Source organism: Methylobacterium oryzisoli (genome assembly GCF_046557895.1).
In the GTDB taxonomy this organism is placed as follows: domain Bacteria; phylum Pseudomonadota; class Alphaproteobacteria; order Rhizobiales; family Beijerinckiaceae; genus Methylobacterium; species Methylobacterium oryzisoli.
In genome coordinates this window covers 18,140-44,697 of sequence record NZ_JBKIBX010000033.1, presented here as the reverse complement: position 1 = coordinate 44,697, position 26,558 = coordinate 18,140, and the positions used below count along the sequence as shown (strand labels likewise).

Genomic DNA, 26,558 nt, shown 5'->3' with positions numbered 1-26,558 from the left:
GTGCGTTCGCGGCCGCGCGCTGCTATGAGCCGGCGCGTATCCCCCGGACCTAGCATGGCAGGACGGCTTCGTCCCGCCGCCTCAGCCCGCCCGCCACGAGACCCGCAACCATGGCCGCGCCCGACAGCTTCGTGCCCCGCTCCGACTTCCTCGCCGTGCTGTTCGAGCGCGGCTACGTCCACCAGTGCTCCGATTTCGCGGGGGTGGACGCGGCGGCCCGCGAGGGCCGGCTCACGGCCTATGTCGGCTACGACTGCACGGCGCCCTCGCTCCATATCGGGCACCTGCTCTCGATCATGATGCTGCACTGGCTGCAGGCGACGGGCGGGCGGCCGGTCGCCCTGATGGGCGGGGGCACCACGCGGGTGGGCGACCCGTCGGGGCGCGACGAGAGCCGCAAGATCCTCACCCTGGAGCAGATCGACGAGAACAAGGCCGAGATCGGCAAGACCTTCGCGCGCTTCCTGCGCTTCGGCGACGCCGCGACCGACGCCCTGATGGCCGACAACGCCGAGTGGCTGACCCGGCTCAACTACATCGAGATGCTGCGCGACATCGGCCGTCATTTTTCGGTCAACCGCATGCTGGCGATGGACAGCGTGCGGCTGCGGCTGGAGCGCGACCAGGAACTCTCCTTTCTCGAATTCAACTACATGATCCTGCAGGCCTACGACTTCGTGGAGCTGAACCGGCGCTACGGGGTGACGCTGCAGATGGGCGGCTCGGACCAGTGGGGCAACATCGTCAACGGCATCGATCTCGGGCGGCGCCTCGGCACCCCGCAGCTCCACGCCCTGACCTGCCCGCTGATGACCACCGCCTCGGGCGCCAAGATGGGCAAGACGGCCTCGGGCGCCGTGTGGCTCAACCCGGACCTGCTGTCGCCCTGGGAGTACTGGCAGTTCTGGCGCAACACCGAGGATGCGGATGTCGGCCGCTTCCTGCGGCTGTTCACCCTCCTGCCGCTGCCCGAGATCGCCCGCCTGGAAGCACTCGGCGGCGCCGAGATCAACGAGGCCAAGAAAGTGCTCGCCACCGAAGCCGCCGCGCTGCTGCACGGCCGCGAGGCCGCTGAGGCCGCCGCCGAGACGGCGCGGCGCACCTTCGAGGAGGGCGCGGCACCCGAGACCCTGCCGACCGTCGAGGTGCCGGCCGCGCTCCTGGCCTCCGGCCTCGGCGTGCTGGCCGCCTTCGGCCCCGAGCACGCCCGGCTCCTGCCCTCGACCAGCGAGGCGCGCCGCCAGGTGCGCAGCGGCGGCCTCAAGGTCAACGACGTCGCCGTGACGGACGAGCGCGCTATGCTCACCCCCGGCGACGTGACGGGCGAGGGCGCGATCAAGCTCTCGTTCGGGCGCAAGAAGCACGTGCTGCTGCGGCCGGTCTGAAGCCCGCCGTGCCGACGTGGGTGCCGGTTCGGGAGGCTCCCTGAAATCTCCGCACCCGCCCTCCCCGCTCTCACGCTGTCGTGGCCCGTGTCGTGCCATGGTCGGATGCAGTCCAGTCCCACCGTGCGGCATTGCGTCAGGTCGGTGGTGGAGCGAAGGGACTGCTTGAGGACTAAGCCGCACGAGCACTTGACCGGCGGCGCGCTCCGGGCGCATCGACACATCCGCGTCGCAAAACCCGCGTATCCGCCCGGCGCCCCACCTCGGTCCGTACGACCCGCCTCTACGGAACGACCGGTGGCTCGACGGCGTCTCTCAGGTCACGCTTCATGGACGTAGCCGACAAGGATCTCAGGCCGCTGTCGATGAGGCCCTGGGTGCAGCTTCTGATCGTCGCCGGCCTCGCGACCGGCGGGGCCGGGGCGTTCTGGTATTTCGGCCGCGCCCCGCAGGCCGCGCCGGCGGCGGCCGTCGGCACGGCCTTCGTCCAGCCGCGGAGCACCGGATTCACCCTCACCGAGGCGCAGCTCGCGACGCTCGGGACGGAGGCGGTCGTCCAGCGCCAGTTCTACGAAGAACTCGCGACCGAGGGTAAGATCAGCGTCGATGAATATCGGGCGACGCCGGTCTTCTCGCCCTATCCGGGCCGGGTCATCCAGATCTTCGCCCGCACCGGCGAGCGCGTCGAACAGGGACAGCGCCTGTTCTCGCTGCAGGCCAACGAGATGGTGCAGGCCCAGAACGACTATCTGGCCGCCATCAACGTCCTCAACAAGAGCCGGGCACAGCTCAACTACGCGACGGCGGCCGAGAAGCGCCAGCGCGACCTGTTCGAGACGCGCGCCACGACGCTGCGTGATCTTCAGACCGCGCAGAACGACCTCTCGAACGCGACGAACGACATGAAGACCGCGGAGGTCGGCGTCGAGGCGGTGCGCAACCGGCTGCGCATCCTGGGCTTGCGGGACACGGACATGAACGCCCTGCTGCAGAAGGGCGTCATCAATCCCGAGACGACCATCAACGCGCCGCTGAGCGGGACGATCATCCAGCGCAAGATCGGACCCGGGCAGTACGTGACCACGGGCGGCTCCGATCCGTCCTACGTCATCGGCGATCTCTCGAAGGTGTGGCTGGTGGCCCAATTGCGCGAGCCGGATGCGGCCAAGGTCGATCTCGGCGAACTCGTGCGCTTCCGGGTGCTCGCCCACCCGGACAGGACCTTCGAGGCGCGGGTGAACTTCATCGGCTCGTCGGTCGATCCGGCGACCCGGCGTATCACCGTGCGGGCGGAGGTCGACAACCCGCAGCGCCTCCTGAAGCCCGAGATGTATGCCAGCGTGCGCATCATCAACGAGCACGAGACCCTGTCGCTCTCGGTGCCCCGCCCGGCGGTCATTTACGAGGGCGACCGGGCGAGCGTGTGGGTCCTGCGCGGCGACAACACGGTCGAGAACCGGTCGATCCGGCCGGGGATCGTGAGCGGCGGGAACGTCGAGGTGCTCGACGGGCTCAGCGAAGGCGAGCGGGTCATCACCAGAGGCTCCCTCTTCGTCGACCGCATCGCCGCACAGGAGTGACGGCGGTGGTGCGGGACGGCGCCCCCGGACCGGCCGTTTCCGGCGCGGCTCCGGATGCCCGCCCGGAGACGAAGAGCAGGACCCCAGCTAGCAGGATCCCATGAGAGGACTCGTCGGTCTCGCCCTGCGCCAGCGCGTGCTCGTCATGCTGGGCTTCGTCGTGCTGATCGTGGCGGGGGCCATCGCCTTCCGCTCGCTCAACATCGAGGCCTATCCCGACCCGACGCCGCCGATGGTCGACGTGATCACCCAGGTGCCCGGCCTCTCGGCGGAGGAGGTGGAGCGCTACATCACCATCCCGATCGAGATCATCACCTCGGGGCTGCCCAACCTCAAGCAGGTGCGCTCCAGCTCGCTCTACGGCCTCTCGGACGTGAAGCTGCAGTTCGGCTTCGAGTTCACCTATCAGGAGGCGGAGCAGCAGGTGCTCAACCGGCTGGCCCAGCTCGACGGCCTGCCCAACAGCGCCAAGCCGACGATCTCCCCGGTGAGCCCGATCGGCGAGATCTTCCGCTATCGGCTCCGGGCGCCGCCCGGCTACAGCGTGCTCGATCTCAAGACGCTGCAGGACTGGGTGCTGCGGCGGCGCTTCCGGGCGGTGCCGGGCGTCATCGACGTGATCGGCTGGGGCGGCAAGACCAAGACCTACGACGTCGCGGTCGATCTCGACCGGCTGAACGCCTCGGGGGTCACCCTGCCGCAGATCGTCCAGACCCTGAACGACAGCAACCTGAACGTCGGCGGCAACCGCATCAGCATCGGCAGCCAATCGGCGGTGGTGCGCGGCGTCGGGCTGATCCGCTCGATGGACGACATCCGCGCCACGGTGATCAGCCAGGTGGGCGGGGCGCCGGTGCTGATCGGGGACGTCGCCACCGTCTCGGTCGGCCACCAGCCGCGGCTCGGCATCGCCGGCATGAACGACGACGACGACATCGTGCAGGGCATCGTGCTGATGCGCCGCGGCGAGAAGAGCACGCCCTCGATCGACGCGGTGAAGGCCGAGGTCGCGCGCATCGAGGCCTCCGGCCTCCTGCCGCCGGGCGTGCGCATCGAGCGCATCTACGACCGCTCGGACCTGATCGAGGTCACGACCCACACCGTGCTGCACAACATGGGGGTCGGCATCATCCTGATCCTGATCGTGCAGTGGCTCTTCCTCGGCAACCTGCGCAGCGCCCTCATCGTCGTGGCGACGATCCCGTTCGCGCTGTTCTTCGCCGTGGTGATCCTCGTCGCGCGCGGGGAATCGGCCAACCTGCTCTCGGTCGGCGCCCTCGATTTCGGGCTGATCGTGGACGGCACGGTCATCATGGTGGAGAGCATCTTCCGCTACCTGTCGGGTCACGGCGCGGTGCCGGGCGGCTCGCCGGCCCGGGCCTCCGCCGCCGAGGCCAAGCTGCGCAAGATCTCGTTCGCCGCCTCCGATGTCGGGCGATCGATCCTGTTCGCCGCCGCGATCATCGTCACGGGCTTCCTGCCGCTCTTCACGCTCACGGGCGTCGAGGCCTACATCTTCGGGCCGATGGCGCAGACCTACGCCTACGCGCTGCTGGGCGGCCTGATCGCCACCTTCACGGTGACGCCGGTGCTCTCGGCGATCCTGCTGCCGAGCCACGTGAAGGAGGTCGAGACCGTTCTGGTGCGGGTGCTCGACCGGCTCTACCGGCCGGCCGTCCGCGCGGCGGTGGGCAACCGCGTCCTGACACTCGCCTGCACGGCCGTGCTGCTCGTCGGCATCGGCCTCACGGTGCGCAGCCTCGGCCTCGAATTCCTGCCCAAGCTCGAAGAAGGCAACCTCTGGATCCGCGGCACGATGCCGGCGACCATCTCGCTCGAAGAGGGCAACGACTACGTCAACCGGATGCGCCGGATCATCGCCGCCGTGCCGGAGGTGGAGCGCGTCGTCTCCCAGCACGGCCGGCCCGACGACGGCACCGACGTGGCCGGTTTCTTCAACGGCGAGTTCTTCGCGCCCCTCAAGCCCACCGACCAATGGCGCAAGGGGGTGACCAAGGAGATGCTGGTCGCCCAGCTCTTCGAAAAACTTCAGGCCGAGTTCCCGGGCGTCGAGTTCAACCTCTCGCAATACCTTCAGGACAACGTCGCGGAGGCTGTGTCGGGAATCAAGGGCGAGAATTCGTTCAAGATCTTCGGCCCCGACCTGCAGACGCTCACCGATCTGGCCGCGAAGGTGAAATCGGTACTCGCCACCGTGCCCGGCGTCACGGACCTCGGAGTGTTCACCTCGCTGGGCCAGCCGACGATCCAGATCGACGTCGACCGCACGCGTGCCGCCCGGTACGGGCTCACCCCCGGCGACATCAACACCACCCTGCGCACCGCGATCGGCGGCGACGCCTCGGGCGACCTCTACGAGCCCAGCAGCGACCGCCACTACCCGATGATCGTGCGCCTCGCCGCCCCGTTCCGGCAGAGCATGGAGGCGATCAGCACCTTGCGCATCGTCGGCCGCAGCGCCGGCGGCTCCTCCGTGCAGCTGCCGCTCCAGGAGGTGGCCAAGGTGCGGCTGATCTCGGGGCCGGCCTACATCTACCGCGAGGCGCAGGAGCGCTACCTGCCGGTGAAGTTCAGCGTGCGGGAGCGCGATCTCGGCAGCACCATCATCGAGGCGCGCGAGCGGGTCGAGCAGGAGGTCAAGCTGCCGCCCGGCTACCGGCTGGAGCTGGTCGGCGAGTTCAACAACCTGCAGAGCGCGCTCGCCCGCCTCTCGGTGACGGTGCCGCTCGCGGTGGCGCTGATCGCGCTGCTCCTCTACGTGAACTTCGCCTCGGTGACGGACACGCTGCTCGCGCTCAGCGTGATCCCGCTCGCGCTGGCCGGCGGCGTCTTCGCGCTGGCCCTCACGGACACGCCCTTCAGCGTCTCGGCGGCGATCGGGTTCATCGCGCTCCTCGGCATCGCGGTGATGGACGGGATCATCGTCATCACGCACTACAACGGCCTCATCGCCGCCGGCTACGAGCGCACCACCGCGATGCTGCGCACCTGCTACACGCAGATGCGCCCCGTGGTGATGACCTGCGTGGTGGCCGGCGTCGGCCTCCTGCCGGCGGCCTTCTCCACCGGGGTCGGCTCGCAGGTGCAGAAGCCCCTCGCCCTCGTGGTAGTGGGCGGGATGGCACTCGCCCCCGTGCTGATCCTCGTGATCCTGCCGGTGCTGATCCTGACCTTCTCGCGCCGCAAGCCGGCACCCGGCACGGTCGCAGAGGCGGAGAGGCCGGTTCCGGCCGCGGTCTGAGCTGTCGGGCGATCGAACCGATCGTCCGGCCGCCGCCTCACTCCGCCGGTCGGCGGGCCGCAGCCCGCAGGTGGCGCGAGATCCGGCCGCGCAGCCCGGCCGCGAAGCTCCTCGCCCGGCCGAGCGCGGAGCGTTCCGCCGCCGCTGCCGCCGCCTCCTCGGCGGCGTCGCGGGCGTCCAGGGTGTCGAACGCCTGGGCGCGCTCCACCAGCTCGGCGGCGACGCCGCGCGGGTCGCGCACGGTCCAGCCGAAGTGAAAGGCCTCCGCCTGCGCGTAGCGGGTGCCGAGCGGGAAGTAGTAGCGCGCGCTGTGCCCGCCGATCCCGTCGAGGAGCGCGAAATTCGCGTGCACCCGGCGCATCCAGTTGAGGCCGAGGATGCGCCGCCCCGGCGCCGCGAAGGCCGCGGTGTGGAAGGCGGAGCCGGTCGAGCCCATCACCACGCGGCGCGTGGAGAAGAGCCGCACCTGCTCGCCGAAGGGCAGCGTCTCGGGAAACACGATCTCCACCCCGAGCCGGTCGAGTTCCGCGACGATCGCCTCCTCGTTGGCGATGCGGGAGATGCCGGCCGCGAGCCGGGACTTCGACAGGTAGACCGGCCGCGCGACCGCATCGACCTCGTCCTCCCGCCACAGGCCCTGCCCGATCGCGCGGCAGAGCTCGCCGAAGGCCCGGTGCACGAGGCTGCGCTCGCGGAAGGCCGGGTCGGGCACGACGAGGTGCGGGATTCGCAGGGGGCGGTCCGCCACCACGAGGTCGGCGGGCGTGAGGCCGAGCCGGCCGAGGATCGCGGCGGCCGCCTCCCCGCCGGCCGCCGGCCAGGGCGCCAAGGAGAGGAGTTTTGGCCGCGGGCCTTCCCAGGTTGCGAGCGGCCACAGGCGGGCGAGGGTGTCGGTGACGAAGTGGCCGTAATGGGGGGCGATCGGATCCACGAACAGGTGGGTGGCGTCCGACGCCGCCTCGTGCGGCAGGCCGTCGGGGGCGGTCTCCTCCGGCCCGTCGATCCGCTTACTACCCGCGTAGAGCCCGAACCCGCCGTCGGGACGCGCCAGCACCGCGGCGTCCGCGACGCTCAGCAGGCGCGGTGGGGCCTCGCTGAGGACGCAATCCCCCCATAGCTCCCGGCAGCGTCGAAGCCGGCTCGCCATCATCCCTCCCGCCCCGCGGCCGCCGAGACCAGTCCCACCCGCACCCTTGCCACAGTTTCGGCGCGGCCGTGAACCGTCGCGAATCGGCATCCCTGCCGCCCTTTCCGCTTGCTCCCCGCGCGGGCGCCTCCCCATGATGGCGCCACCGCGTCCCCGCCCGAGAGATCCGCCGCACCGCCGATGACCGATCCCGTCGCCTCCGGAGCTTCCTACAAGGAGGCCATCCTGTTCCTGGCCACGGCCGGTGTCGTGGTGCCGCTGTTCCTTCGCCTCAGGATCAGCCCGGTGCTCGGCTTCATCGGGGCGGGTGCACTGCTCGGCCCCTCCGGGCTCGGGCGGCTCACCGACAGCTTCCCCTGGCTCGCCAACGTCACCATCGGCAGCCGCACCGAGATCGCGCATCTGGCGGAACTCGGGGTGATCTTCCTGATGTTCATGATCGGGGTGGAGCTGTCGTGGGAACGGCTGCGCATCCTGCGCCGGCTGGTCTTCGGTCTCGGCTCGCTGCAGGTGCTGGTCTCGGGGGCGGTGCTGGGCGGCGTCCTGCTCCTCCTCGGGGTGGCGCCGCTCGCCGCTGCGCTGGTCGGCCTCGCGCTGGCGCTCTCCTCGACGGCGATCGTGATCCCGGTACTCGCCGAGCAAAAACGCCTCAACACGCCGGCCGGCCGCGCGAGCTTCGCGGTCCTGCTGTTCCAAGACCTCGCGGTGGCACCGGTCCTGTTCGCCATCGCGGTGCTCGGGCGCAAGGACGGCGACGCGGTGGGCGGGCTCGCGCTCGCGCTGGGCCAGGCGGCGGTCGCCGTCGCGATCATCGTGGTGGCGGGGCGGCTCGGCCTGCGCCCGCTGTTTCAGCTCGTCGCGCGCACGCGCAGCCCCGAGCTGTTCATGGCCGCCTGCCTCCTCGTCATCGTGGCGACCGCGCTCGTGGCGGCGGCGAGCGGCCTGTCGATGACGCTCGGCGCCTTCGTGGCCGGGCTGCTGCTCGCCGAGACCGAGTACCGCCGGGCGATCGAGGCGACCATCGATCCGTTCAAGGGCCTGCTGCTCGGCGTGTTCTTCGTCTCGGTGGGCATGAACCTCGACCCGGCGCAGCTCCTCAGCACGCCCGCGACGATCCTCGGCCTCGCGCTCGCGGTGATCGCCCTCAAGGGCGGGGTGATCCTGGCGGTCGCGGCGGCCCTGCGCCTGCCGCGCGCCGTCGCCGTGGAGGCGGCCCTCCTCCTCGGGGCGGGGGGCGAGTTCGCCTTCGTGCTGATCGGCAGCGCGCTCGCCGCCTCCCTGGTGCCGGAGGATCTCGGGCAGGCCGCCCTCATCGTCACCACCGTGACGATGGTGATGATCCCGGGCCTCGCGGGCCTGGCCCGCCGCCTGGGGCGCCGGTTCGACCGCACGGCGGGCGCGCAGCAGAGCGCCGCCGAGCCGCTGCCCGAGACGGCGCGGGGCCGGGTGATCATCGCGGGCTACGGCCGCGTCGGCCGCCTCGTCGGCGAGATGCTCGACCGGCACAAGGTTCCGTACATCGCTCTCGACATGGATGCGGCCCGCGTCGCCGACCAGCGGCGGCAGGGCCGGCCGGTCTATTTCGGCGATTCGGCCAACACCGAGCTGCTGCGCCGCTGCGGCATCGCCACCGCGCGCGCGCTCGTCGTCACCCTCGACACGCCGCGCCTCGTGGAGGCGGTGGTGGCGGCCGGCCGGGCCGAGCGGCCCGACCTCACCATCGTGGCCCGCGCCCGCGATGCCCGCCACGCCACGGCGCTCTACGACATGGGCGTGGACGACGCCGTGCCGGAGACGATCGAGGCCTCGCTCCAGCTCTCCGAGGCGGTGCTGGTCGATGTCGGCGTGCCGATGGGCCTCGTCATCGCCTCGATCCACGAGCGCCGCGACGAGTTCCGCGCCCTCCTCAAGCGCAAGGAGGAGCCGCCCGCCGCCGAGTTCCAGGCCCGGCGCACCGTCGGCAAGGCCGGCTGAGGCGTGGCGCCCCGCTTCGGTCCCCAGCAGGAGGCGGCCCTGCGCGCGGTCTCGGCCTGGCTGCGGGCCGGCGAGCCGCAGGTCTTCCGGCTGTTCGGCTTCGCGGGCACCGGCAAGACCACGCTCGCCCGGCACATCGCCGAGGACGTGGAGGGCGGCGTGCTGTTCGCGGCCTACACGGGCAAGGCCGCCGCGGTGATGCGCCAGCGCGGCTGCCCCGACGCCGCGACGATCCACAGCCTGATCTACCGCACCCGCGAGGACAAGGAGGGCGGGCCCGCCTTCACCCTCAACCGCTCGGGCGCGGTCTCGAAGGCGGCCCTCGTCGTCATCGACGAGTGCTCGATGGTGGATGCGGATCTCGGCAACGACCTCCTGTCCTTCGGCAAGCCGGTGCTGGTGCTGGGCGACCCCGCGCAGCTGCCGCCCGTGCGGGGCGGCGGCTTCTTCACCGAGGCCGAGCCCGACGTGATGCTCACCGAGATCCACCGGCAGGCCGCCGACGATCCGATCGTGCGCCTCGCCTTTCAGGTGCGCGAGGGCGGGCGGCTGGAGCCGGGCCGCTACGGCGCGAGCGAGGTGCTGACGCGCCGCGCCATCTCGCCCGAGACCGTGCTGGCCGCCGATCAGGTGCTGGTCGGGCTCAACCGCACGCGGCGGCTCTACAACGGCCGCATCCGGGACCTCACGGGCTACGACGACCCAATGCCGGCGGTGGGCGAAAAACTGGTCTGCCTGCGCAACGACCGCACCAAGGGCCTGCTCAACGGCTCGACCTGGACCGTCCAGGCCCTGCGAGCGGCGCCCCGGCCCGACCTCGTGCGCCTCGACGTGGTGCCGGAGGACGACCCCTCGCTGCGCCGCCGGCCGCAGGAGATCCGGGTGCTCCGTGCGGTGATCGAGGGCAGCGACGAGGTGATCCCCGCCATCCTCAAGCGCGAGACCGACGAGTTCACCTACGGCTACGCGCTGACCGTGCACAAGGCGCAAGGGTCGCAATGGGACCGCGTCGTGCTCTTCGACGAGGCCTACGCCTTCCGCGAGCACGCCCGGCGCTGGCTCTACACCGGCCTGACCCGGGCCGCGCAGGCGATCACCGTGGTGGTGTAGCCCGCAGATCCTGCGGCGATTGCGGGCGCCAATCTCCGCATGTTATGCGGTCTTTATGGCGTACATCTACGACCGGCCCGACTGGCCGGCCTTTCGCTGGGACGAGGGCGCGCTGGCCGTCCAGCTCGCGGCGGTGCGCCATCACCAGGGTCGCCTCCTCGGCCGGATGGAGGCGCTCGGCTTCCCGCTGCGCGATGAGGCGATGCTGCAGACCCTGACGCAGGACGCCCTCAAGACCAGCGAGATCGAGGGCGAAGTGCTCGACGGGGCGCAGGTGCGCTCGTCCCTCGCTCGCCGGCTCGGCATCGACGCCGCCGGTCTCGTCCCGGCCGACCGTCACGTGGAGGGCGTCGTCTCCATGCTGCTCGACGCGACCGGCGCCAACGACCGGCCGCTGACGGCCGAGCGGCTGTTCGGCTGGCACGCGAGCCTGTTTCCAGATGGCGCCGACCGCCGACCGCCGATCGTTGTCGGTGGCTGGCGCACGGACGCGCACGGCCCGATGCAGGTCGTGTCGGGCGCGCTCGGCCGCGAGCGGATCCACTTTCAGGCACCGCCCGCCTCCCGCGTCCCCTCCGAGATGGACCGGTTCCTGCGCTGGTTCGAGGATCCGACCCTCCGCATCGACCCGGTGCTGAAGGCGGTGGTCGCCCACATCTGGTTCGTGACCATCCATCCCTTCGACGACGGCAACGGACGGATCGGGCGCGCCGTCGCCGATATGGCGTTCGCGCGCTCGGAGGAGACGAGCCGGCGCTTCTACTCGTTCTCCGCGCGTCTGCGCGTGGAGCGGAACGCCTATTACGCGACGCTCGAAGCGGCGCAGAAGGGCGATCTCGACATCACGCCGCGGCTCGCCTGGTTCCTGAGCGCCCTCGACGGCGCGCTCTCCGATGCCGAGGCGGCCCTGGAGCATGTGTTGCGCAAGGCCGGGTTCTGGCTCGACATCGCGGGGCAGCCGATCAATGCGCGCCAGCGGATGATGCTGAACCGCCTCCTCGACGGCTTCGTCGGCCATCTCACCACGTCGAAATGGGCGCAGATCGCCAAGTGTTCGCAGGATACCGCGCTGCGCGATGTCGACGATCTCGTCGGCCGGGGCGTCCTGGTCCGGGTGTCCGGCGGCCGCAGCACGCATTACCGGCTGGCGCCGTGACGCCCTGCGATTCGTCTTCGAATCACTCGCCGCGCTGACGCTTCTTGATCTCCCGGGTATTCCGGTCGTAGACCTCGGCGGCGACCTTGAGCGCCAGCAGGCCTCCCACCGCCAGGACCAGTGCGACACCGACGATCTGCAGGGCGATCGACACGGCTCACTCCTCGGCGCGGAAGAATCTCAGGACGATCTGCCCTATGCCATGTAGGCATACTCCGCCAAGGAGAAGAAGCCAGCCGCCCTCGGCGAAGACGTCGTAGCGTCGCCGGGCGACCGGGACGACGAAGGCCGCCCCGAACACGCCGATGGACAGCGCATTGAGCAATGCGGCGAACAGCTTCACCCCTTCGTTGAAGCGTTTGGCGCGATGCTTCAGATCACCGGTCGGCACGGCAGGGTGGAGGGTGGGCAGAGCGGACCGGACCATGGGCCAGCAATGATGACATTAGGTCAAGTCGATCGGGAGTGCGCCTCCTTCCGCTCGCGCGACGCGGATCCCTGCTCCGAGGTGGACGAACGCCACCGCAGCCCCCACCTACGCCGTGAGGCAGCCGCACGGGAGACATCCTTGGCGAACGACGAGGCGGGGGCCGCCCCCCGCATGCACGCGACCACGATCCTGATGGTGCGCAAGGGCGGGCGCGTGGTCATCGGCGGCGACGGTCAGGTCAGCCTTGGGCAGACTATCGTCAAGGGCAACGCCCGCAAGGTCCGGCGCCTGTCCAAGGGGACGGTTCTGGGCGGCTTCGCGGGCGCGACCGCCGATGCCTTCACGCTGTTCGAGCGCCTGGAGGCCAAGCTCGAGCAATATCCCGGGCAGCTCACCCGCGCCTGCGTCGAACTCACCAAGGATTGGCGCACCGATCGCTACCTGCGCCGGCTGGAGGCCATGATGCTGGTGGCCGACCGGGAGGTGAGCCTGCTCCTGTCGGGCGCCGGCGACGTGCTGGAGCCGGAGGGCGGCGTCATGGCGATCGGCTCGGGGGGGAACTACGCTCTCGCGGCGGCGCGCGCCCTGGAGGACCAGGACCTCGACGCCGAGACGATCGTGCGCCGCGCGCTCGGCATCGCGGCGGAGATCTGCGTCTACACCAACGGCAACCTCGTGATCGAGAGCCTGGAGGCGGCCTGAGCGGAGCCGCCGCCGGCGATCCCGCCAGGCCCTCGTTCCTGCATCATCGCCGCCGAGCCGGCGATCGCCGCGGCGGATGATGCCGGGAGCCGCCCCATCCTTCCATCCCCTCCGAGCGCGGCTCGGACGGCCTTTTCGGACCCCAGATGACGACCTTCTCTCCCCGCGAAATCGTTTCCGAACTCGACCGCTACATCGTCGGTCAGGCGGACGCCAAGCGCGCGGTCGCGATCGCGCTGCGCAACCGCTGGCGGCGCCAGCAGCTCACCGGCCCCCTGCGCGAGGAGGTGGCGCCGAAGAACATCCTGATGATCGGGCCGACCGGCTGCGGCAAGACCGAGATCTCGCGCCGCCTCGCGCGGCTGGCCAACGCGCCCTTCCTGAAGGTCGAGGCGACGAAGTTCACCGAGGTGGGCTATGTCGGGCGCGACGTCGAGCAGATCGTGCGCGACCTCGTGGAAGTCGGCATCGGCCTCAAGCGCGAGGAGAAGCGCCGCGGCATCGCGGCCAAGGCCGAGGCGGCCGCCGAGGGGCGCATCCTCGACGCCCTGGTCGGCCCCACGGCGAGCCCGGCCACCCGCGACAGCTTCCGGCGGCGCCTGCGCGCGGGCGAACTCGACGACAAGGAGGTCGAACTCGAACTCACCGGCGGCGCGCCCGCGGGCCTGCCGATGTTCGAGATCCCGGGCATGCCGGGCGCCGCCATGGGGGCGATCAACCTCGGCGACATGCTCGGCAAGGCGCTCGGCGGCCAGCGCGGCAAGCCGCGCCGCATCACCGTGCGGGATGCCCACGCGCCGCTGCTCGCCGAGGAATCCGACAAGCTCCTCGACCAAGACAGCATCGTCCAGGAGGCGATCCGCGAGGTGCAGGACAACGGCATCGTCTTCCTCGACGAGATCGACAAGATCTGCGCCCGCGAGGGGCGCGGCGGCGCCGACGTCTCGCGCGAGGGCGTGCAGCGCGACCTCCTGCCGCTGATCGAGGGCACCACCGTCGCGACGAAGCACGGGCCGGTGAAGACCGACCACATCCTGTTCATCGCCAGCGGCGCCTTCCACGTCTCGAAGCCCTCCGACCTCCTGCCCGAGCTGCAGGGCCGCCTGCCGATCCGCGTCGAGCTGAGCCCCCTCACGGTGGACGATTTCCGCCGCATCCTCACCGAGACCGAGGCGAGCCTGCTCAAGCAGGCGGTGGCCCTGATGGACACCGAGGGCGTGAGCGTGTCGTTCACGGACGACGCCGTGGACGCGCTGGCGCGCGTCGCCGTCGAGGTGAACGGCTCGGTGGAAAACATCGGCGCGCGGCGCCTGCAGACGGTGCTGGAGCGGGTGCTCGACGAGATCTCGTTCACGGCGCCCGACCGCTCGGGCGAGAGCGTGACGATCGACGCCGCCTACGTGAAGGCGCGCGTCGAGAGCCTCGCGCAGAACGCGGATCTCAGCCGCTTCATCCTCTGACGGGCATCCGGCAGCCCTGCCGGCCTGAGGCATGAAGAGGCCCGCCGCGGCCGGGAGGCCGGGCGGGCCAGGAAGGGTCTCGGTGAAGATCCCACCCGAATGCAGCACGGGACGGGGCCGGCGTCATCATCCGTTCGGGGGATGACGCGGCTCCCAGACCTGTCCAGGGCGCAGGGCCAGGAAGCGCTCGGGCGGCAGGTCGGCGGCGTCGAGGGCCGCAGCCAGCGCCTCGATCGGCCGCTCGATCCCCTCGTTGGTGAGCCGGAAGGTGCCCCAGTGATGGCCGAGCACCTGCTCGGCCGCGACCTCGCCCGCGGCGCGCACGGCCTCCTCCGGGTTCATGTGCTGCGCCTGCATGAACCAGCGCGGCTCGTAGGCGCCGATCGGCAGCGTGGCGAGGCGGACCTTGCCGAACTGCTCGCGCACCTGCGTGAAGATCGCCCCGTCGCCGTAGCCGGTATCGCCGACATGGTAGAGGGTGCCGTGCGGCGTGGTGAGCACGAAGGCCGACCACAGCGCCATGCGCCGGTCGTTCACGCCCCGGGCCGACCAGTGGTAGGCGGGCGTGAGGTGCACGGTCAGCCCGTCGCCGAGATCCACCGACCCGCCCCAGTCCCGCGTCTCGACCGTGACGGTGTCGTCGTAAGAGCGGATGATCGCGTCGTTGCCCAGGGGCGCCACGAAGCGCGGCTGGTGCTCGGCCCAGAGCCGCGCCAGCGTCGGCCCGTCGAGATGGTCGTAGTGGTTGTGGGTGACGAGCACCGCGTCGATGGGCGGCAGGGCCTCGAAGGCGATGCCGGGCGGCTGCGCGCGCTTCGGCCCGGCGAAGCCCACGGGGCTCGCCCGCTTGGCGTAGACCGGATCGATCAGGATGTTGCGCCCCGCCACCTGGATCAGCAGGCTCGCGTGGCCGATATGGACCACCCGCAGGCCCGCGACGCGCTCGGGCGGCGTATCGGGCGGGTGCGGACTCGGCCAGCGGGCCGGCCAGTCCTCGCGCCCGCCGCCGAGCTGCCAGCGCGCCAGTTCGGCGAGGTCCTTGTCCTGGGGCTGGTTGGGCGAGAAGAAGCGGGTGCCGTCGAAGTGGTCGCTGACCGGCCCGCGGTAGTACGGGTTGCTGCTGCGCCGGTGGGCCGCGTAGCCGACCCCGCCCAGCGTCATCACCGTGACGGCGCTCGCGAGCTTGATGAGACGCCTGCGCTTCATCCCCCGTGCATCCGCCGCCGCATGGCTCCGGTCAAGGCGGCCGGGCCAGGGCCGAACGCCGCGGCGCGCCCGGCTTGCGCGGCCACCGGCCCCTCGCCACATTTAGCGTGTCGTCAACAACCGAAAGGAGGTGGTCCAGTGTCTCATTGTCATCAGCCGCACACGGCGGGTCAGACCTGGATCGTCGCCTCCGGCTTCACCGCCTGAGCGCACGATAGGGTTTCCGCCGGACCGCGGTTCGGCAATGGAAGGGCCGCTCCCGGCAAAGGAGCGGCCCTTCGGCTGTCTGGGGGTCGGCTACGTCCGGCTCGTGTCCCGGGTCAGGCCTCAGGCGGTCCGCTCCAGCATCGCCGCCTCGGCTTCGGCCACGAGGCGACGCAGGGTGGCGTTCTCGGCCTCGAGGTCATGGATGCGCTGCAGCAGCAGCATCACGGAGCTTTCCGCAGAGGGTGCGGGCTGCACCGCTTGGCGGTCATCCAGGAAGGCCACGCCGACGCCGTCGCTGCGCCGCCAGCGCAGGGCCGCCTTGTAGACCTTGTCCTTGGCCGGAATCAGGAGGTCGAACGCGTCCGGCAGCGCCGCCGTCTCGGAGAGCGCCAGGCGCGCACCGATCCCGGACAGGTCCCGGACGAGGCAGTCCATCGTGGCGTTGCCGTTGTTGAAGACGATGCGTCCCTTCAGGAACGTCCTCAGACGCACTTCCTTGCGCAGATCAGACATCCCGGCCACCACCCTCAGGACCCCTTGCGGTTCAGTCCGGGGATGCTCGCACGGGCGCCTTAAGGAATGCTCGCCGGAATGCCGGAGGAGAGGGCATGGCGACGGCCGGGTGCGTCGGCACCCTCGGCCGTCGCTGTCACGCCCGCAGCGCGTCCGCGCTCTGGAACAGGTAGAAGCCGTTGAATCGCACCGCCGTCGCGGCGGCGGCCCCGTCGAAGCCGAGCGGACGACGCGCGCCGCCGTCGACCTTGCCGCCGAAAACCCAGCGGGCGCCCGTCACGAAGGCCGGCACGGCATAATCCTCCGGCACGGCGCAGACGAGCCCGTCGAGATCCTTGCGACAGAACAGGTTGTAGCTTCGCATCGGCTCGCCTCCGCCCTGGTGGGATGTCATGGCTGTCTGCTACCCGACGAATCGGACGGGATGATGTCAGGCCTTGCCCGAAAAAGCTACGGCATGGCGCGGGCGAAATGCGGATTTTGTTTCTGTTCCAAATCAATCCTTCACGTCCGCGTGTGGTCTTGTCCGCAATGTGCTCTGGCGCACAGCGCGGACGTCCTCACGGACAAGCGGAAGGATTGCTGCGGCGCGGGATTCACGGCCGTCAGATCCAGTTGTGCAGGATCTGATCGATCCGCGCCGTCTCGATCTGCTGGCCGAAGCGTTGCTGGTAGAGGGTCAGCAGAGCATCGTGGGTCTCGTCGCAGGACGAGCACAGACCATCGGTCGCCAGCACCACGCGGTAGCCCCGGTCGACGGCGCCGAGCACGGTGGCGAGCACGCAGACGTCGGTCTCGCCGCCCGTGATCACCAGCGCCCCTGTCTCGCGCCGGCGCAAAGCGGTCTCCAGGGCGGGATCGAGCCAGGGGGAGTAGACCGTCTTGTCGACCACCTCGGCCGGGGGCGTCAGGGCCGCGAGGTCGGGTACGAGCTCGATCATCTCCGGCCCGAGCGCCTCGACGGTCATCGAGGACCAGCGCTCGTAGTAGCGCTTCCAGCAGCCCCTGCCCTCTCCGGGGCGCCGGGCCGGGACGAAGCGGGTGAAGATGGTGCGCTCGGGATAATGCGCGGCGAGCCGCCGGACCTCCGGCAGCACCCGGGCGAGCCAGGGCGTGTGCCAGTCGGTGTCGCGCGCGAAAAGGTTCTGCATGTCCACGCAGAGATGGACCGCGCTGGCATCGAGCGGCCCGTTGGGGAGGGCGTGGGTGTCGGCAGGCGTCGGTATGCCCATCGGGCCGGGGCTCCTTCTGGCGGGGCGCGGCGGCCCCGGGGGGCGGACAACACGCGGGCCAGGGGTTGTGTTGCGACCGGCACGCGATGGTTGCGGATCCGTCACCGCGCCGCACGGGATTCGAGCGAGATCCCTGACCGGGTCTTGGTCCTGTCCGCAGCGACCCGGCCGGCGGCGGCCGATCGATAAAATTGCGCGCATCGGCTTCAGCGCGGCCGAGCGGGCGGTCGGCCATCCTCCTCTCAACACAAGGGGATGGCACCGATGTCGGGCGTGGCGAAGGGAATGCGGGCGTGGATCGAGCGGGGCACGGCGGCCGTGCTGGCAGGCCTCTGCCTCGGGTCGTCGGGCGAGGCGCAAACGCTCGCGGCGCTTCCCGCCACCACCCTCGCGGCGCCCTCCACCGGGCCGGCGCGGCCGATCGTGGGCTGGGTCGAGTTCTGCGCCCGCTACGCCAGCGAATGCGCGGTGGATGCCTCCGAGCCGGAGGTGGTCACGCTGACGCCCCGCCTCTGGCAGACGGTCGTCTCGGTCAACCGCGCGGTGAATGCCGGCACGCACGCGGTCACCGACCAGGAGCACTGGGGCGTGCCGGACCGCTGGGACCTCGCGGAGGACGGCTCGGGCGATTGCGAGGATTTCCAGCTGCTCAAGCGCAAGCTGCTGGCCCAGAGCGGGCTGCCGCGACGGGCGATGCGCATGACGGTGGTGATCGACGAGAAGGGCGAGGGCCACGCCGTGCTGATGCTGCGCACCGACCGCGGCGACCTGATCCTCGACAACAAGACCTCGGCTGTTTTGCCCTGGCAGCGCACCGGCTACGTCTTCATCAAGCGCGAGGCGCAGGGCTCGGGCGGCTGGGTCTCGCTCGGCGGCGCCTCCGGCCCCACCACGACCGCAAATCGGTGATAGGCCGAATCGGGCCGGGAATCAGGTCGGAAATCGCGTCTCGAATTGGAACCAAAGTGCGGCAGGCGCGTTCACCCTGGTTTAAATTTTTCTGTTGAGTGGGCGAATGCCCCGTGGCAGCCTGCGTGCAAGAACGATGCACACAGGTCGATGGGGCGATGCGGGCAGTATTGGACGGCCTTGGCCGGGCGGGTCACGTCGATCGCCAGGGCCTTCTCTCGCGGTGTGCCCGCGGCGCGCAGCTCAGCCTGCTGGGCGCGACATTGCTGATCGGCGGGGCCACCTCGCAGGCCCAGACCCAGACCCTCGCCGCCCTCCCCGATGCCAGCGCCGCGATCGAGCGCGGCGGCACCGCCAAGCCGGTGAGCGCCTGGGTGGAGTTCTGCAACCGCTACGCCGCCGAATGCGCCGTCGACACCGCCGAGCCCACCACGGTGCCGATGACGCCGGCCCTGCTGCGCACGCTCCAGGCCGTGAACCGCCGGGTCAACGGCCGGATCAAGCCGATCGTCGATCAGGCCCATTGGGGCGTGGTCGACCGCTGGGACTTCCCGGATGACGGCTTCGGCGATTGCGAGGATTACCAGCTCCTCAAGCGCCGCATGCTGGTGGAGCGCGGCCTGCCCCGCCGGGCCCTGCGCATGACCGTGGTGATCGACGAGATCGGCGAGGGCCACGCGGTGCTGATGGTGCGCACCGACCGGGGCGACTACATCCTCGATAACAAGACCACGGCGATCCTGCCCTGGCAGCGCACCGGCTACACCTACGTGAAGCGCGAGGGGCAGGACGGTTCGGCTTGGGTCTCGCTCAACGGCGTCGCCTCACCGGTCACCACCGCCAACCGCTGATCAGGCGCCCGCGACCAAGTGGGCGAGATCGAGGACGACACGGCCCGAGACGAGGCTCCAGCCGCAGGCGATCATCGTCGCCAGCATCACGAACGGCACCGGCCGTCCCTCGATGCGCCGGCCCCGCACCGTGTTGCGCAGGATGATGAAGGGCGCGCCGAAGGCCAGGATGGGCAGCGCCGCGAGGGCCGGCAGGACACCGCCCTGCAGGAGCTTGAAGCTGGCGCGCCGCGCCGTCAGGACCTCGAAACCGGTCGCGAGCAGCCCCGCGAAGGCGAGCCCCAGCACGAGGGTCTGCAGGTTCTCCACGGCCATGGGCGAGAGGGCCATCGTCAACTCCGTCGCGTCTGCCTCGACGGAGCCCACTCTGCCGGACACGTAACATCCTGTTATGGTTAACCTTTCGTTATCCACAGGGATGTCATTCGGGTCCCCCGCCGGGACGCGCTCTGCGCGCATCGGCCTTCATCTGTGGCAAGCCGCGTGCCGTCCGTACTGATTCGCGTCGGCGACGCGTTCCGGTAAGCGGGCATTAAGCCTCCAGGCCGATCGTTCTCGTCGCGCGCCATCGCGGCGCGGGGTCGGAGGGCAGAGCCATGGGGCCTGCAGCGGGCATCCCGGCGGCCAGGGCGAGGCGGCTCCCTGCGCCGCGCCGCGTGCCGCTCGATCGCAGCATCGCGCTCGCCGGCCTCATCGGCCTCGCCGGCGCGCTGGCCAGCACCGGCCTTCTCGCCGCGTGGCTGATCCGCGCGCCAGCGGCGGACGGGACGCTCACGCGGCAGGGCCCGGCGGGGCGCCCCGTGGCGCTGCCGGCCGCGTGGTTCGTCCGGCCGTCCGTGTCCGCCTCGCCCGACCGTCTCGACCTGATGATTCCCTGGGGAGCCCTGACCGGCGGCGAGGGCGGGGACAAGCTGCACGTCACCGTGACGCGCTCGCCCGAGACCGAGGCGCCGCTGAGCCCGGCCCGGCGCTACGCCCGGTTCCTCACCGTGGAGGTTCAGCCGCTGCCGGACGAGGGCTTGGTGCGGCGGCGCTTCAAGGCCGGTTCGCCGTTCGAGGGCGAGGATCTCTACCTCGCCCAGACGGATGGCAGCCGCTTCGCGGCGCGCTGCACCGCGGCCGGACAGGCCGACCACGAGACCGCCTGCCTCAGCGAGGTGCGGATCGGCGACCTGTCGCTGCGCCTGCGGTTCGCGGCCGAGCGCCTGCCGGCGTGGCGCGGCCTCCTGCGCGGCCTGGAGCAGCTCTTCGCCCCCGCGCCGCCCGAGGGCTGATCGCCACGGCGGTCACGCCGGCGCGTCCCGCTTCGGCGAGGATTACTCCTCCAAATTACTCATCCAAGTCGGTGTCGAGGATCGCCATCGAGAAGTTGTAGGAGCGGTCGCCGTCCTCGTCGTCGACGGACAGCACGCCGATGAATTCCTCGCCGAGATAGACCTCGGCCGAATCCGTCTTCTTGGGACGGCCGACGAGCCGGAGGGAGTGGTTCGCGAACTTGCGGCGAAGATAGCCTTCCACCTTCGTCATTTCGGACTTGTTCACGCGGACCTCTTCGCGGTTGGAGCCGAGGGATGCGGCTCGAGCGGGATGGCCAGGGCCATACCGCCGGGCTGGTGCGCTGGCCGCATCGGCGCCGCCGGACCGGTGACCCTGTCGGCGCCCGATGCGGAGCCGCCCGGCCCCGCGGGAGCGCGGGGCGTCGCAAGGGCGGCCGGGGTGGGGAGCCCCGCCTTGCCACGCCGCGCCGGCCGGAGCAAGCGCGCCGTCCTCTCGCCGCTCAGATCCCGTCCATCATGTGCACGAACTGGTCCATGGTCATGTGCACGGACTGATCCATGGTGCGGGCCGGGTCGGCGCAGCCGGCCGAGCCCACCACCCGGGCCGGCACGCCGACCACCGTGGTGGAGGGCGGCACCGCCTGCAGCACCACCGAGCCGGCCGCCACCCGGGCGCAGGCGCCGACCTCGATGTTGCCGAGGATCTTGGCGCCCGCGCCGATCATCACGCCGTGCCGGATCTTGGGATGGCGGTCGCCTCCGTGCTTGCCGGTGCCCCCGAGGGTGACGTCGTGGAGCATCGACACCTCGTCCTCGATCACCGCCGTGGAGCCCACCACGAGGCCGGTGGCGTGGTCGAGGAAGATGCCGCGCCCGATCTGGGCGGCGGGGTGGATGTCGGTCTGAAACACCTCGGAGGCGCGGCTCTGGAGGTAGAGCGCGAGGTCGCGCCGGCCGCGGCTCCACAGCCAGTGGCTCAGGCGGTGCGCCTGGATGGCGTGGAACCCCTTGAAGTAGAGCATCGGCTCCAGCGCCCGGGTGGTGGCCGGGTCGCGGTCGACCACCGCGCCGATGTCGGCCCGGAAGGCCTGCCCGATGCGGGGGTCCTCCGCCACCGCCTCGGCGAAGCTCTGGGCGATCAGGTCGGCCGAGAGCGAGGCGTGCCCGAGGCGCGCCGCGACGCGGTGCGAGACGGCGGATTCGAGCGAATTGTGGTTGAGCACCGTCGCGACGATGAACGAGGCGAGGCGCGGCTCGTCGCGCACCACGACCTCGGCCTCCTGGCGCAGGCGCCGCCAGACCGGATCGACGACGCCGGCGACCGCATCCGGCCGGCTGATGGAAGTGGCGGAGGGTGACGACACGGGTCTTCTCCTCGGCGGGGCGGATACGGGAGTACTCTTCTCGCGCCCGGGGCATACCCGAACGGGAATCCTCCCGATACCCTGGGGAGAATGGACCGATCCATCAAGGTCCCGAACATCTCACTGGCGGGGACGTGCCATGCGTCGGCGTCAGGCTCCTCCCGCTCCCCTCGCCATGCCGGATTCCTACGCCCCCCGCCTCGTCTCCACCGGCCGCACCCTCGCGGTGCGGGGTCTCTCCCTCCACGTGCGGGCTTGGGGACCACCGGAGGACCCTCCCCTCGTGCTCCTGCACGGGAGCCGCGACGCCTCCGCGACCTTCCAGTTCGTGGTCGACGCGCTGGCCGGTCCCTGGCGGGTGCTCGCGCCCGACTGGCGCGGCCACGGCCTGAGCGCCTGGGCGCCCGGCGGCTACTGGTGGCAGGATTACCTCGCCGACCTCGACGCGCTCCTCGACGCGCTGGTGCCCGGCGCCCCGGTGCGCCTCGTCGGCCACTGCCTCGGCGGCAACATGGCGCTCCTCTACGCCGGATTGCGGCTGGAGCGCGTGGCGCGCCTCGTCTCCCTCGATGGGTTCGGGCTGCCCGAGCGCCGGACCGAGGAGGCGCCTGCCCACCTCGCGCGCTGGCTCGACGCCGCCCGCCGCCCGGCCGATCCCGTGGTCTATCCGAGCCTGCCCGCCCTGGCGGCCCGCCTCGCGGCGGCCAATCCGCGGCTCGGCACCCCGCGCGCCCTCTTCCTCGCCGGGCATCTCGGGCGCCGGCTGCCGGAGGGCGGCTGGACCTGGGCCTTCGACCCGGCCCACCGCCGCCCCTTCGCGACGCTCTACCGCTTCGCGGAGGCCGCCGCCTGCTGGGCGCGCGTGCGCGCGCCGACGCTCTTCCTCGCCTCGGGCGCGCCCTTCCCGCCCGCGCTCGCCGACGAGCCTGGCGGCGTGGAGGCGCGCATCGCCCTGGTGCCCGGCGCGGCATGCGAGCGGCTCGCCGGCACCGGCCACAACCTGCACCACGACGCCCCCGAGGCGGTCGCCCGCCACCTCGACGGCTTCCTGGCCTGAGCGCACGTCAGCGCGCATCCCTGGTTCTTGCGCGCCTCGGCGCGCCTGCTTGGTTCCCGCGTGCCTCAGCGGGCTTGCCGCAGGCGCAGGGTTTCTTCCACCAGTGCGGTGAGTTGGGCGGCCGTCTCGGCCACCGAGACGCCGGCGGTGTCGATCACCGCGCGGGACCGGGCGTAGAGCGGCTCGCGGCTCAGCAGGACCGCCCGCAACTCGCGCAACGCGTTGTCGTTGTCCGGCAGGCGCGCCGGGGCGGCGCCCTGGGCGGTCTGCTCGCGCACGCGGCGCATGTGCTCCTCGGGGCGGGCCTTCAGCCAGACCGTGAAGAAGCTGGAGAGCAGGAGGTCGAAGGTCAGGGGTTCGGCGACGATGCCGCCGCTGGTGGCCAGCACCATCGGCCCCGCCTCATCGGCCAGACGGCGCAGAGCCGCCTGTTCGAGCCGGCGATAGCCGTCCTGCCCGTAGATGGCGAAGATCTCGGAGACGAGGAGACCGTTCTCGCGCTCGATCTCGCGGTTCAGCTCCACGAAGCGCCAGCCGAGCCGCTCGGCCAGGATGCGCCCGAGGGTCGACTTGCCCGCGCCCCGCAGGCCAATCAGGGCGACCCGCCTCGGGATCTCGGCGTCGCTCCCGCGTCCGGTGCCCGCCAGGATGCGCTTGGCCTCGGCCACCTGCTCGGGGGTGGCGGTGGCGAGGAGGTCGCGCATCACCGGCCAGTCGGGCGGGCTCTCGACCGCGGCGATCAGGTCTTCCAGACGCACGCCCATCGCGTTCGCGACGCGGCGCAGCAGGATGATCGAAACATTGCCCTGGCCGCTCTCCAGCTGCGCGATGTAGCGCTCGGACAGGCCCGAGGTCTGCGACAGCACCTTGCGGGACATCGCCCGCACGGCCCGCATGGTGCGCACCCGCTGCCCGAGATCCGACAGGAAGCGGCCCTCCGCCTCCACCGGGTCGACCGAGGGGACGCTCATCGGTCCCCCGGCCGGCTCGGTCGCGGCGGCCTCGCGCTCTCCAGCGGGAGAGCGCGTGCGGGCGGCGTGGAGGGAAGAGCCGAGGGGCATCGCATCGCAACGTCGTCGAGTTGGGGCCGGGCCGATGCCCAACGCCAGGGGTCAACCCCCGATGGGCAACCCCCGATCCGGCCGGAGGGTCTGATTACCCCATATGATCGCAGCTGACGATGCGTCGTGTTGCACTGCACACCGCAAAAAAGATCGGCGTTCGCGCCGCGCAGCCGTCACCGCGCAGCGGAACCGGTGCTGTTCGCGCCGGTTTTCGCGTCGGTTTGGAATGGGCTCCGTGCGCCGCAGGCGGCGCTCAGGCGACCCGCTCCACCGCCATTGCGACGCCTTGCCCGACGCCGACGCACATCGTGGCGAGGCCGAGACGCCCACCCCGGCGCGCGAGTTCGAGGCTCACCGCCCCGGCGATGCGCGCCCCCGACATGCCGAGCGGGTGGCCGAGCGCGATCGCGCCCCCGTGCGGGTTCACGTGCTCGGCATCGTCCGGCAGGCCCAGTCCGCGCAGGCAGGCGAGCGATTGCGACGCGAAGGCCTCGTTGAGTTCGATCGCGTCGAAGTCGGACGGCTTGAGCCCGAGCCGCGCGCAGAGCTTTTCCACCGCCGGCACCGGCCCGATCCCCATCACGCGCGGCGCCACGCCCGCCGAGGCGAGGCCGAGCACGCGCGCGAGCGGCCGAAGGCCGTGGCGCGCGGCCGCGGCCTCGCTCGCCAGCACCAGCGCGGCGGCACCGTCGTTGACGCCCGAGGCGTTGCCCGCCGTCACGGTGCCGTCCCGGCGCACGAAGGGCTTCAGCTTGGCCAGGGCCTCGGCCGTGGTTTCGGGCCGGGGATGCTCGTCGCGATCCACCCGGACGTGGCCGCCCTTGCGGTTCGGGATCTCCACGGGCGCGATCTCGCCCGCAAAGGTGCCGTCCTGCTGGGCGCGGCCGGCCCGCTGCTGCGAGCGCAGCGCGAAGGCGTCCTGGTCGACCCGGCCGATCTGGTAATCCTCGGCCACGTTCTCGGCGGTCTCGGGCATCGAATCGACGCCGTACTGGTGCTTGAGCACCGGGTTGATGAAGCGCCAGCCGATCGTGGTGTCGTGGATCTCGGCCGAGCGCTGCCACGCCCCCTCGCTCTTGCCCATCACGAAGGGCGCGCGGGTCATCGATTCCACCCCGCCCGCGAGCGCGAGGTCGATGTCGCCGGACCGGATCGCCCGGGCGGCGGCGCCCACCGCGTCGAGGCCGGAGGCGCAGAGCCGGTTCAGCGTCACGCCCGGCACGCGCTCGGGCAGCCCGGCGAGCAGCAGGCTCATGCGGGCGACGTTGCGGTTGTCCTCGCCCGCCTGGTTGGCGCAGCCGAGAAAGACTTCTTCGACGCCCTCCTTGAGGGAGGGATGGCGGTGCAGGAGCGTGCCGAGGGGGATCGCCGCGAGGTCATCGGCCCGCACTGCGGCGAGCGCACCGCCGTAGCGGCCGATCGGCGTCCGCACGAAATCACAGATGAAGACGTCCCGCGTCTCGCCCATCACCGCCTCCCGGATCCCTGCCGCGCTTTCGAAAACGCGGTACGCCGGCCCGTATAGCGGGGATCGGGCAGGAGCGGAACGGGGCCGGACGCGCGGCTCGCGGGCCGGGTACGGATCGGCCTACGGGTTGGCGGAGGGCTGGACCGGGGCGGCCGCGGCGGTCATCGGCAGCGCGGACGCCGGCTTCTTCACGGCGAGGCGCCGGAATTCGGCCGGGCGGCGCGGGGGCAGCGGCACGGAGACGGAGGCGTCCTCGGCGGCCGCCGCCACCGGTGCGGCCGAGGCGACGATCGTGGCGGCCGCGGGCGCGGCTGCCGCAGGGATCGCGATCGGGGCGACCGCAGGAGCTGCGGACGCCGCGGTGGGCACGGCCCGTGCCGGGACTGCCCCGCCCTGGAGCCCGTAGGTCGGGAACGGCAGACCGGCCACGGCGGAGCCGCCCGCATAGGCCAGGGCGGTGGAGGGCGGCGCCGGACGCTGCGGCGGCAGCGGCGCCGCGGCGGCAGCGGCCGGCGCGGTCTGAGGTGCGGGAGAAGCGGCCTGGGCCGCCGGCTGCGGGGACGACGGCGCTTGCGAGGCAGGCGCTTGCGAGGCAGGTGCTTGCGAGGCGGGCATCTGGGTCTGCACGGCGTTCGACAGCGCGGCGACGGAGGGGTCGGCCGAAGCGGTGACGACGGTCGCGGGCGCCCGGCCGCCGCCGAAGACCTTGCCGAAGAACTGGCCGATCGGGTTGACGGGCGTGGGCGGCAGCGGCGCCGGCGGCTCCAGCTCGGCCACGTCGGTGCGGATGCCGGCCCGCTTGGCGGCGTAGTAGTAGCCGCGGGCGTAGTAGCTGTAGGCCTGCGCCTCGTTGCCCCGGGCGGTCTTGTAGGCCCCCGCCAGGTAGGCGACCCCGTAGGTGAGGTTCACCTTGGCGTCGAGCAGTCCGGCGGCCGAGCCGCCGTAGCCGAGCCCGCGCGCCGTGGCGTGCTTGATCTGCATCAGCCCCATGGCGCCGCCGCGCCCGACCGCGCGCGGGTTGTAGCCGCTTTCGCGCTTCACCACCCGGTGCACGAAGCTCGCCGGCACGCCGCTCGCCCGGGCCTGCTCCTCGATTAGGGCGTCGATGCTGTCGCGGGCCGGGCTCTGGGACAGGGCCGGGAGCGGCGCCGCGATCGCGAGGACGGCGAGGAGGAGGCGCTGGCGCATGCAACGATCCGGGTCT

Annotated in this window: 25 protein-coding genes; 12 read left to right on the top strand and 13 right to left on the bottom strand. The window is 71.6% G+C overall.

What is annotated here, in order from left to right; all coding sequences use genetic code 11:
* Positions 1-110 precede the first annotated feature (110 nt).
* The 3 genes from tyrS to ACKUB9_RS24845 all read left to right on the top strand — a co-directional run bounded on the left by tyrS (position 111) and on the right by ACKUB9_RS24845 (position 6,227).
* A complete protein-coding gene (gene tyrS / locus ACKUB9_RS24855; RefSeq protein WP_407528147.1) occupies positions 111-1,385 on the top strand; it encodes a tyrosine--tRNA ligase in 1,275 nt (424 codons plus the stop codon).
* A 329-nt stretch (positions 1,386-1,714) separates the two neighbouring features.
* Positions 1,715-2,965, top strand: a complete 1,251-nt coding sequence (locus ACKUB9_RS24850; RefSeq protein WP_407528144.1) for an efflux RND transporter periplasmic adaptor subunit — start codon at positions 1,715-1,717, stop codon at positions 2,963-2,965.
* 100 nt (positions 2,966-3,065) lie between these two features.
* Entirely contained in the window at positions 3,066-6,227 is a 3,162-nt protein-coding gene (locus ACKUB9_RS24845) for an efflux RND transporter permease subunit (protein ID WP_407528141.1), read from the top strand.
* 37 nt (positions 6,228-6,264) lie between these two features.
* On the opposite strand, the gene ACKUB9_RS24840 is transcribed toward ACKUB9_RS24845, so the two are convergent.
* Positions 6,265-7,281, bottom strand: a complete 1,017-nt coding sequence (locus tag ACKUB9_RS24840) for a glycosyltransferase family 61 protein (RefSeq protein ID WP_407528138.1) — start codon at positions 7,279-7,281, stop codon at positions 6,265-6,267.
* 273 nt (positions 7,282-7,554) lie between these two features.
* Here ACKUB9_RS24840 and ACKUB9_RS24835 point away from each other — a divergent pair, with 273 nt between their 5' ends.
* The 3 genes from ACKUB9_RS24835 to ACKUB9_RS24825 are packed head-to-tail and all read left to right on the top strand — an operon-like array spanning position 7,555 to position 11,614.
* The gene (locus ACKUB9_RS24835) at positions 7,555-9,348 is read left to right on the top strand and encodes a cation:proton antiporter domain-containing protein (RefSeq protein WP_407528136.1); all 1,794 of its coding nucleotides are present in this window, start codon (positions 7,555-7,557) and stop codon (positions 9,346-9,348) included.
* A gap of 3 nt (positions 9,349-9,351) precedes the next feature.
* The gene (locus tag ACKUB9_RS24830; protein ID WP_407528133.1) at positions 9,352-10,458 is read left to right on the top strand and encodes an ATP-dependent DNA helicase; all 1,107 of its coding nucleotides are present in this window, start codon (positions 9,352-9,354) and stop codon (positions 10,456-10,458) included.
* A 55-nt stretch (positions 10,459-10,513) separates the two neighbouring features.
* Positions 10,514-11,614, top strand: a complete 1,101-nt coding sequence (locus tag ACKUB9_RS24825) for a Fic family protein (protein ID WP_407528131.1) — start codon at positions 10,514-10,516, stop codon at positions 11,612-11,614.
* A gap of 22 nt (positions 11,615-11,636) precedes the next feature.
* Here the strand turns inward: ACKUB9_RS24825 and ACKUB9_RS24820 are convergent, their stop codons facing one another.
* On the bottom strand, positions 11,637-11,768 hold the full coding sequence (locus tag ACKUB9_RS24820) for a hypothetical protein (RefSeq protein ID WP_407528129.1): 132 nt from the start codon (positions 11,766-11,768) through the stop codon (positions 11,637-11,639).
* A 3-nt stretch (positions 11,769-11,771) separates the two neighbouring features.
* Complete coding sequence (locus tag ACKUB9_RS24815) at positions 11,772-12,041, bottom strand: hypothetical protein (protein WP_407528126.1); 270 nt, start codon at positions 12,039-12,041, stop codon at positions 11,772-11,774.
* A 174-nt stretch (positions 12,042-12,215) separates the two neighbouring features.
* Here ACKUB9_RS24815 and hslV point away from each other — a divergent pair, with 174 nt between their 5' ends.
* Together hslV and hslU are read left to right on the top strand one after the other, a co-directional pair.
* Positions 12,216-12,746 carry an ATP-dependent protease subunit HslV gene (hslV, locus tag ACKUB9_RS24810; protein ID WP_407528228.1) on the top strand — a complete coding sequence of 177 codons (531 nt, stop codon included), beginning with the start codon at positions 12,216-12,218 and terminating at the stop codon, positions 12,744-12,746.
* Between the two features lie 146 nt (positions 12,747-12,892).
* Complete coding sequence (gene hslU, locus ACKUB9_RS24805; RefSeq protein WP_407528123.1) at positions 12,893-14,206, top strand: ATP-dependent protease ATPase subunit HslU; 1,314 nt, start codon at positions 12,893-12,895, stop codon at positions 14,204-14,206.
* Positions 14,207-14,332: 126 nt separating this feature from the next.
* On the opposite strand, the gene ACKUB9_RS24800 is transcribed toward hslU, so the two are convergent.
* From ACKUB9_RS24800 to ACKUB9_RS24785, 4 genes are all read right to left on the bottom strand, one after another.
* Positions 14,333-15,412, bottom strand: coding sequence for an MBL fold metallo-hydrolase (locus ACKUB9_RS24800; RefSeq protein WP_407528121.1), 1,080 nt, complete (start codon positions 15,410-15,412; stop codon positions 14,333-14,335).
* 327 nt (positions 15,413-15,739) lie between these two features.
* Positions 15,740-16,144 carry a PilZ domain-containing protein gene (locus ACKUB9_RS24795; RefSeq protein ID WP_407528118.1) on the bottom strand — a complete coding sequence of 135 codons (405 nt, stop codon included), beginning with the start codon at positions 16,142-16,144 and terminating at the stop codon, positions 15,740-15,742.
* A 124-nt stretch (positions 16,145-16,268) separates the two neighbouring features.
* Complete coding sequence (locus ACKUB9_RS24790) at positions 16,269-16,496, bottom strand: hypothetical protein (protein WP_407528115.1); 228 nt, start codon at positions 16,494-16,496, stop codon at positions 16,269-16,271.
* A gap of 241 nt (positions 16,497-16,737) precedes the next feature.
* Entirely contained in the window at positions 16,738-17,364 is a 627-nt protein-coding gene (locus ACKUB9_RS24785) for a cysteine hydrolase family protein (RefSeq protein WP_407528112.1), read from the bottom strand.
* A 264-nt stretch (positions 17,365-17,628) separates the two neighbouring features.
* On the opposite strand from ACKUB9_RS24785, the gene ACKUB9_RS24780 reads away from it, so the two are divergent.
* Both ACKUB9_RS24780 and ACKUB9_RS24775 read left to right on the top strand, forming a co-directional pair.
* Positions 17,629-18,273 (top strand): transglutaminase-like cysteine peptidase, encoded by a 645-nt coding sequence (locus tag ACKUB9_RS24780; protein WP_407528110.1) that lies wholly within the window; start codon positions 17,629-17,631, stop codon positions 18,271-18,273.
* Between the two features lie 158 nt (positions 18,274-18,431).
* Positions 18,432-19,124: a transglutaminase-like cysteine peptidase gene (locus tag ACKUB9_RS24775; RefSeq protein ID WP_407528107.1), complete on the top strand. Its 693-nt coding sequence runs from the start codon at positions 18,432-18,434 to the stop codon at positions 19,122-19,124.
* On the opposite strand, the gene ACKUB9_RS24770 is transcribed toward ACKUB9_RS24775, so the two are convergent.
* Positions 19,125-19,454 carry a DUF6949 family protein gene (locus tag ACKUB9_RS24770; RefSeq protein ID WP_407528104.1) on the bottom strand — a complete coding sequence of 110 codons (330 nt, stop codon included), beginning with the start codon at positions 19,452-19,454 and terminating at the stop codon, positions 19,125-19,127.
* A gap of 266 nt (positions 19,455-19,720) precedes the next feature.
* Between ACKUB9_RS24770 and ACKUB9_RS24765 the strand changes: the two genes are divergently transcribed.
* Positions 19,721-20,398 carry a hypothetical protein gene (locus tag ACKUB9_RS24765; protein WP_407528102.1) on the top strand — a complete coding sequence of 226 codons (678 nt, stop codon included), beginning with the start codon at positions 19,721-19,723 and terminating at the stop codon, positions 20,396-20,398.
* A 55-nt stretch (positions 20,399-20,453) separates the two neighbouring features.
* Here the strand turns inward: ACKUB9_RS24765 and ACKUB9_RS24760 are convergent, their stop codons facing one another.
* Together ACKUB9_RS24760 and cysE are read right to left on the bottom strand one after the other, a co-directional pair.
* Positions 20,454-20,651: a DUF3126 family protein gene (locus ACKUB9_RS24760; protein ID WP_373324821.1), complete on the bottom strand. Its 198-nt coding sequence runs from the start codon at positions 20,649-20,651 to the stop codon at positions 20,454-20,456.
* A gap of 250 nt (positions 20,652-20,901) precedes the next feature.
* Complete coding sequence (gene cysE, locus ACKUB9_RS24755; protein ID WP_407528099.1) at positions 20,902-21,765, bottom strand: serine O-acetyltransferase; 864 nt, start codon at positions 21,763-21,765, stop codon at positions 20,902-20,904.
* A 139-nt stretch (positions 21,766-21,904) separates the two neighbouring features.
* On the opposite strand from cysE, the gene ACKUB9_RS24750 reads away from it, so the two are divergent.
* Positions 21,905-22,822 (top strand): alpha/beta fold hydrolase, encoded by a 918-nt coding sequence (locus ACKUB9_RS24750; RefSeq protein WP_407528096.1) that lies wholly within the window; start codon positions 21,905-21,907, stop codon positions 22,820-22,822.
* A 65-nt stretch (positions 22,823-22,887) separates the two neighbouring features.
* Here the strand turns inward: ACKUB9_RS24750 and ACKUB9_RS24745 are convergent, their stop codons facing one another.
* The 3 genes from ACKUB9_RS24745 to ACKUB9_RS24735 all read right to left on the bottom strand — a co-directional run bounded on the left by ACKUB9_RS24745 (position 22,888) and on the right by ACKUB9_RS24735 (position 26,542).
* A complete protein-coding gene (locus ACKUB9_RS24745) occupies positions 22,888-23,793 on the bottom strand; it encodes a helix-turn-helix transcriptional regulator (RefSeq protein ID WP_407528093.1) in 906 nt (301 codons plus the stop codon).
* Between the two features lie 346 nt (positions 23,794-24,139).
* Complete coding sequence (gene pcaF / locus ACKUB9_RS24740) at positions 24,140-25,354, bottom strand: 3-oxoadipyl-CoA thiolase (protein WP_410823814.1); 1,215 nt, start codon at positions 25,352-25,354, stop codon at positions 24,140-24,142.
* 120 nt (positions 25,355-25,474) lie between these two features.
* Positions 25,475-26,542, bottom strand: coding sequence for a transglycosylase SLT domain-containing protein (locus tag ACKUB9_RS24735; protein WP_407528088.1), 1,068 nt, complete (start codon positions 26,540-26,542; stop codon positions 25,475-25,477).
* Positions 26,543-26,558: the final 16 nt, after the last annotated feature.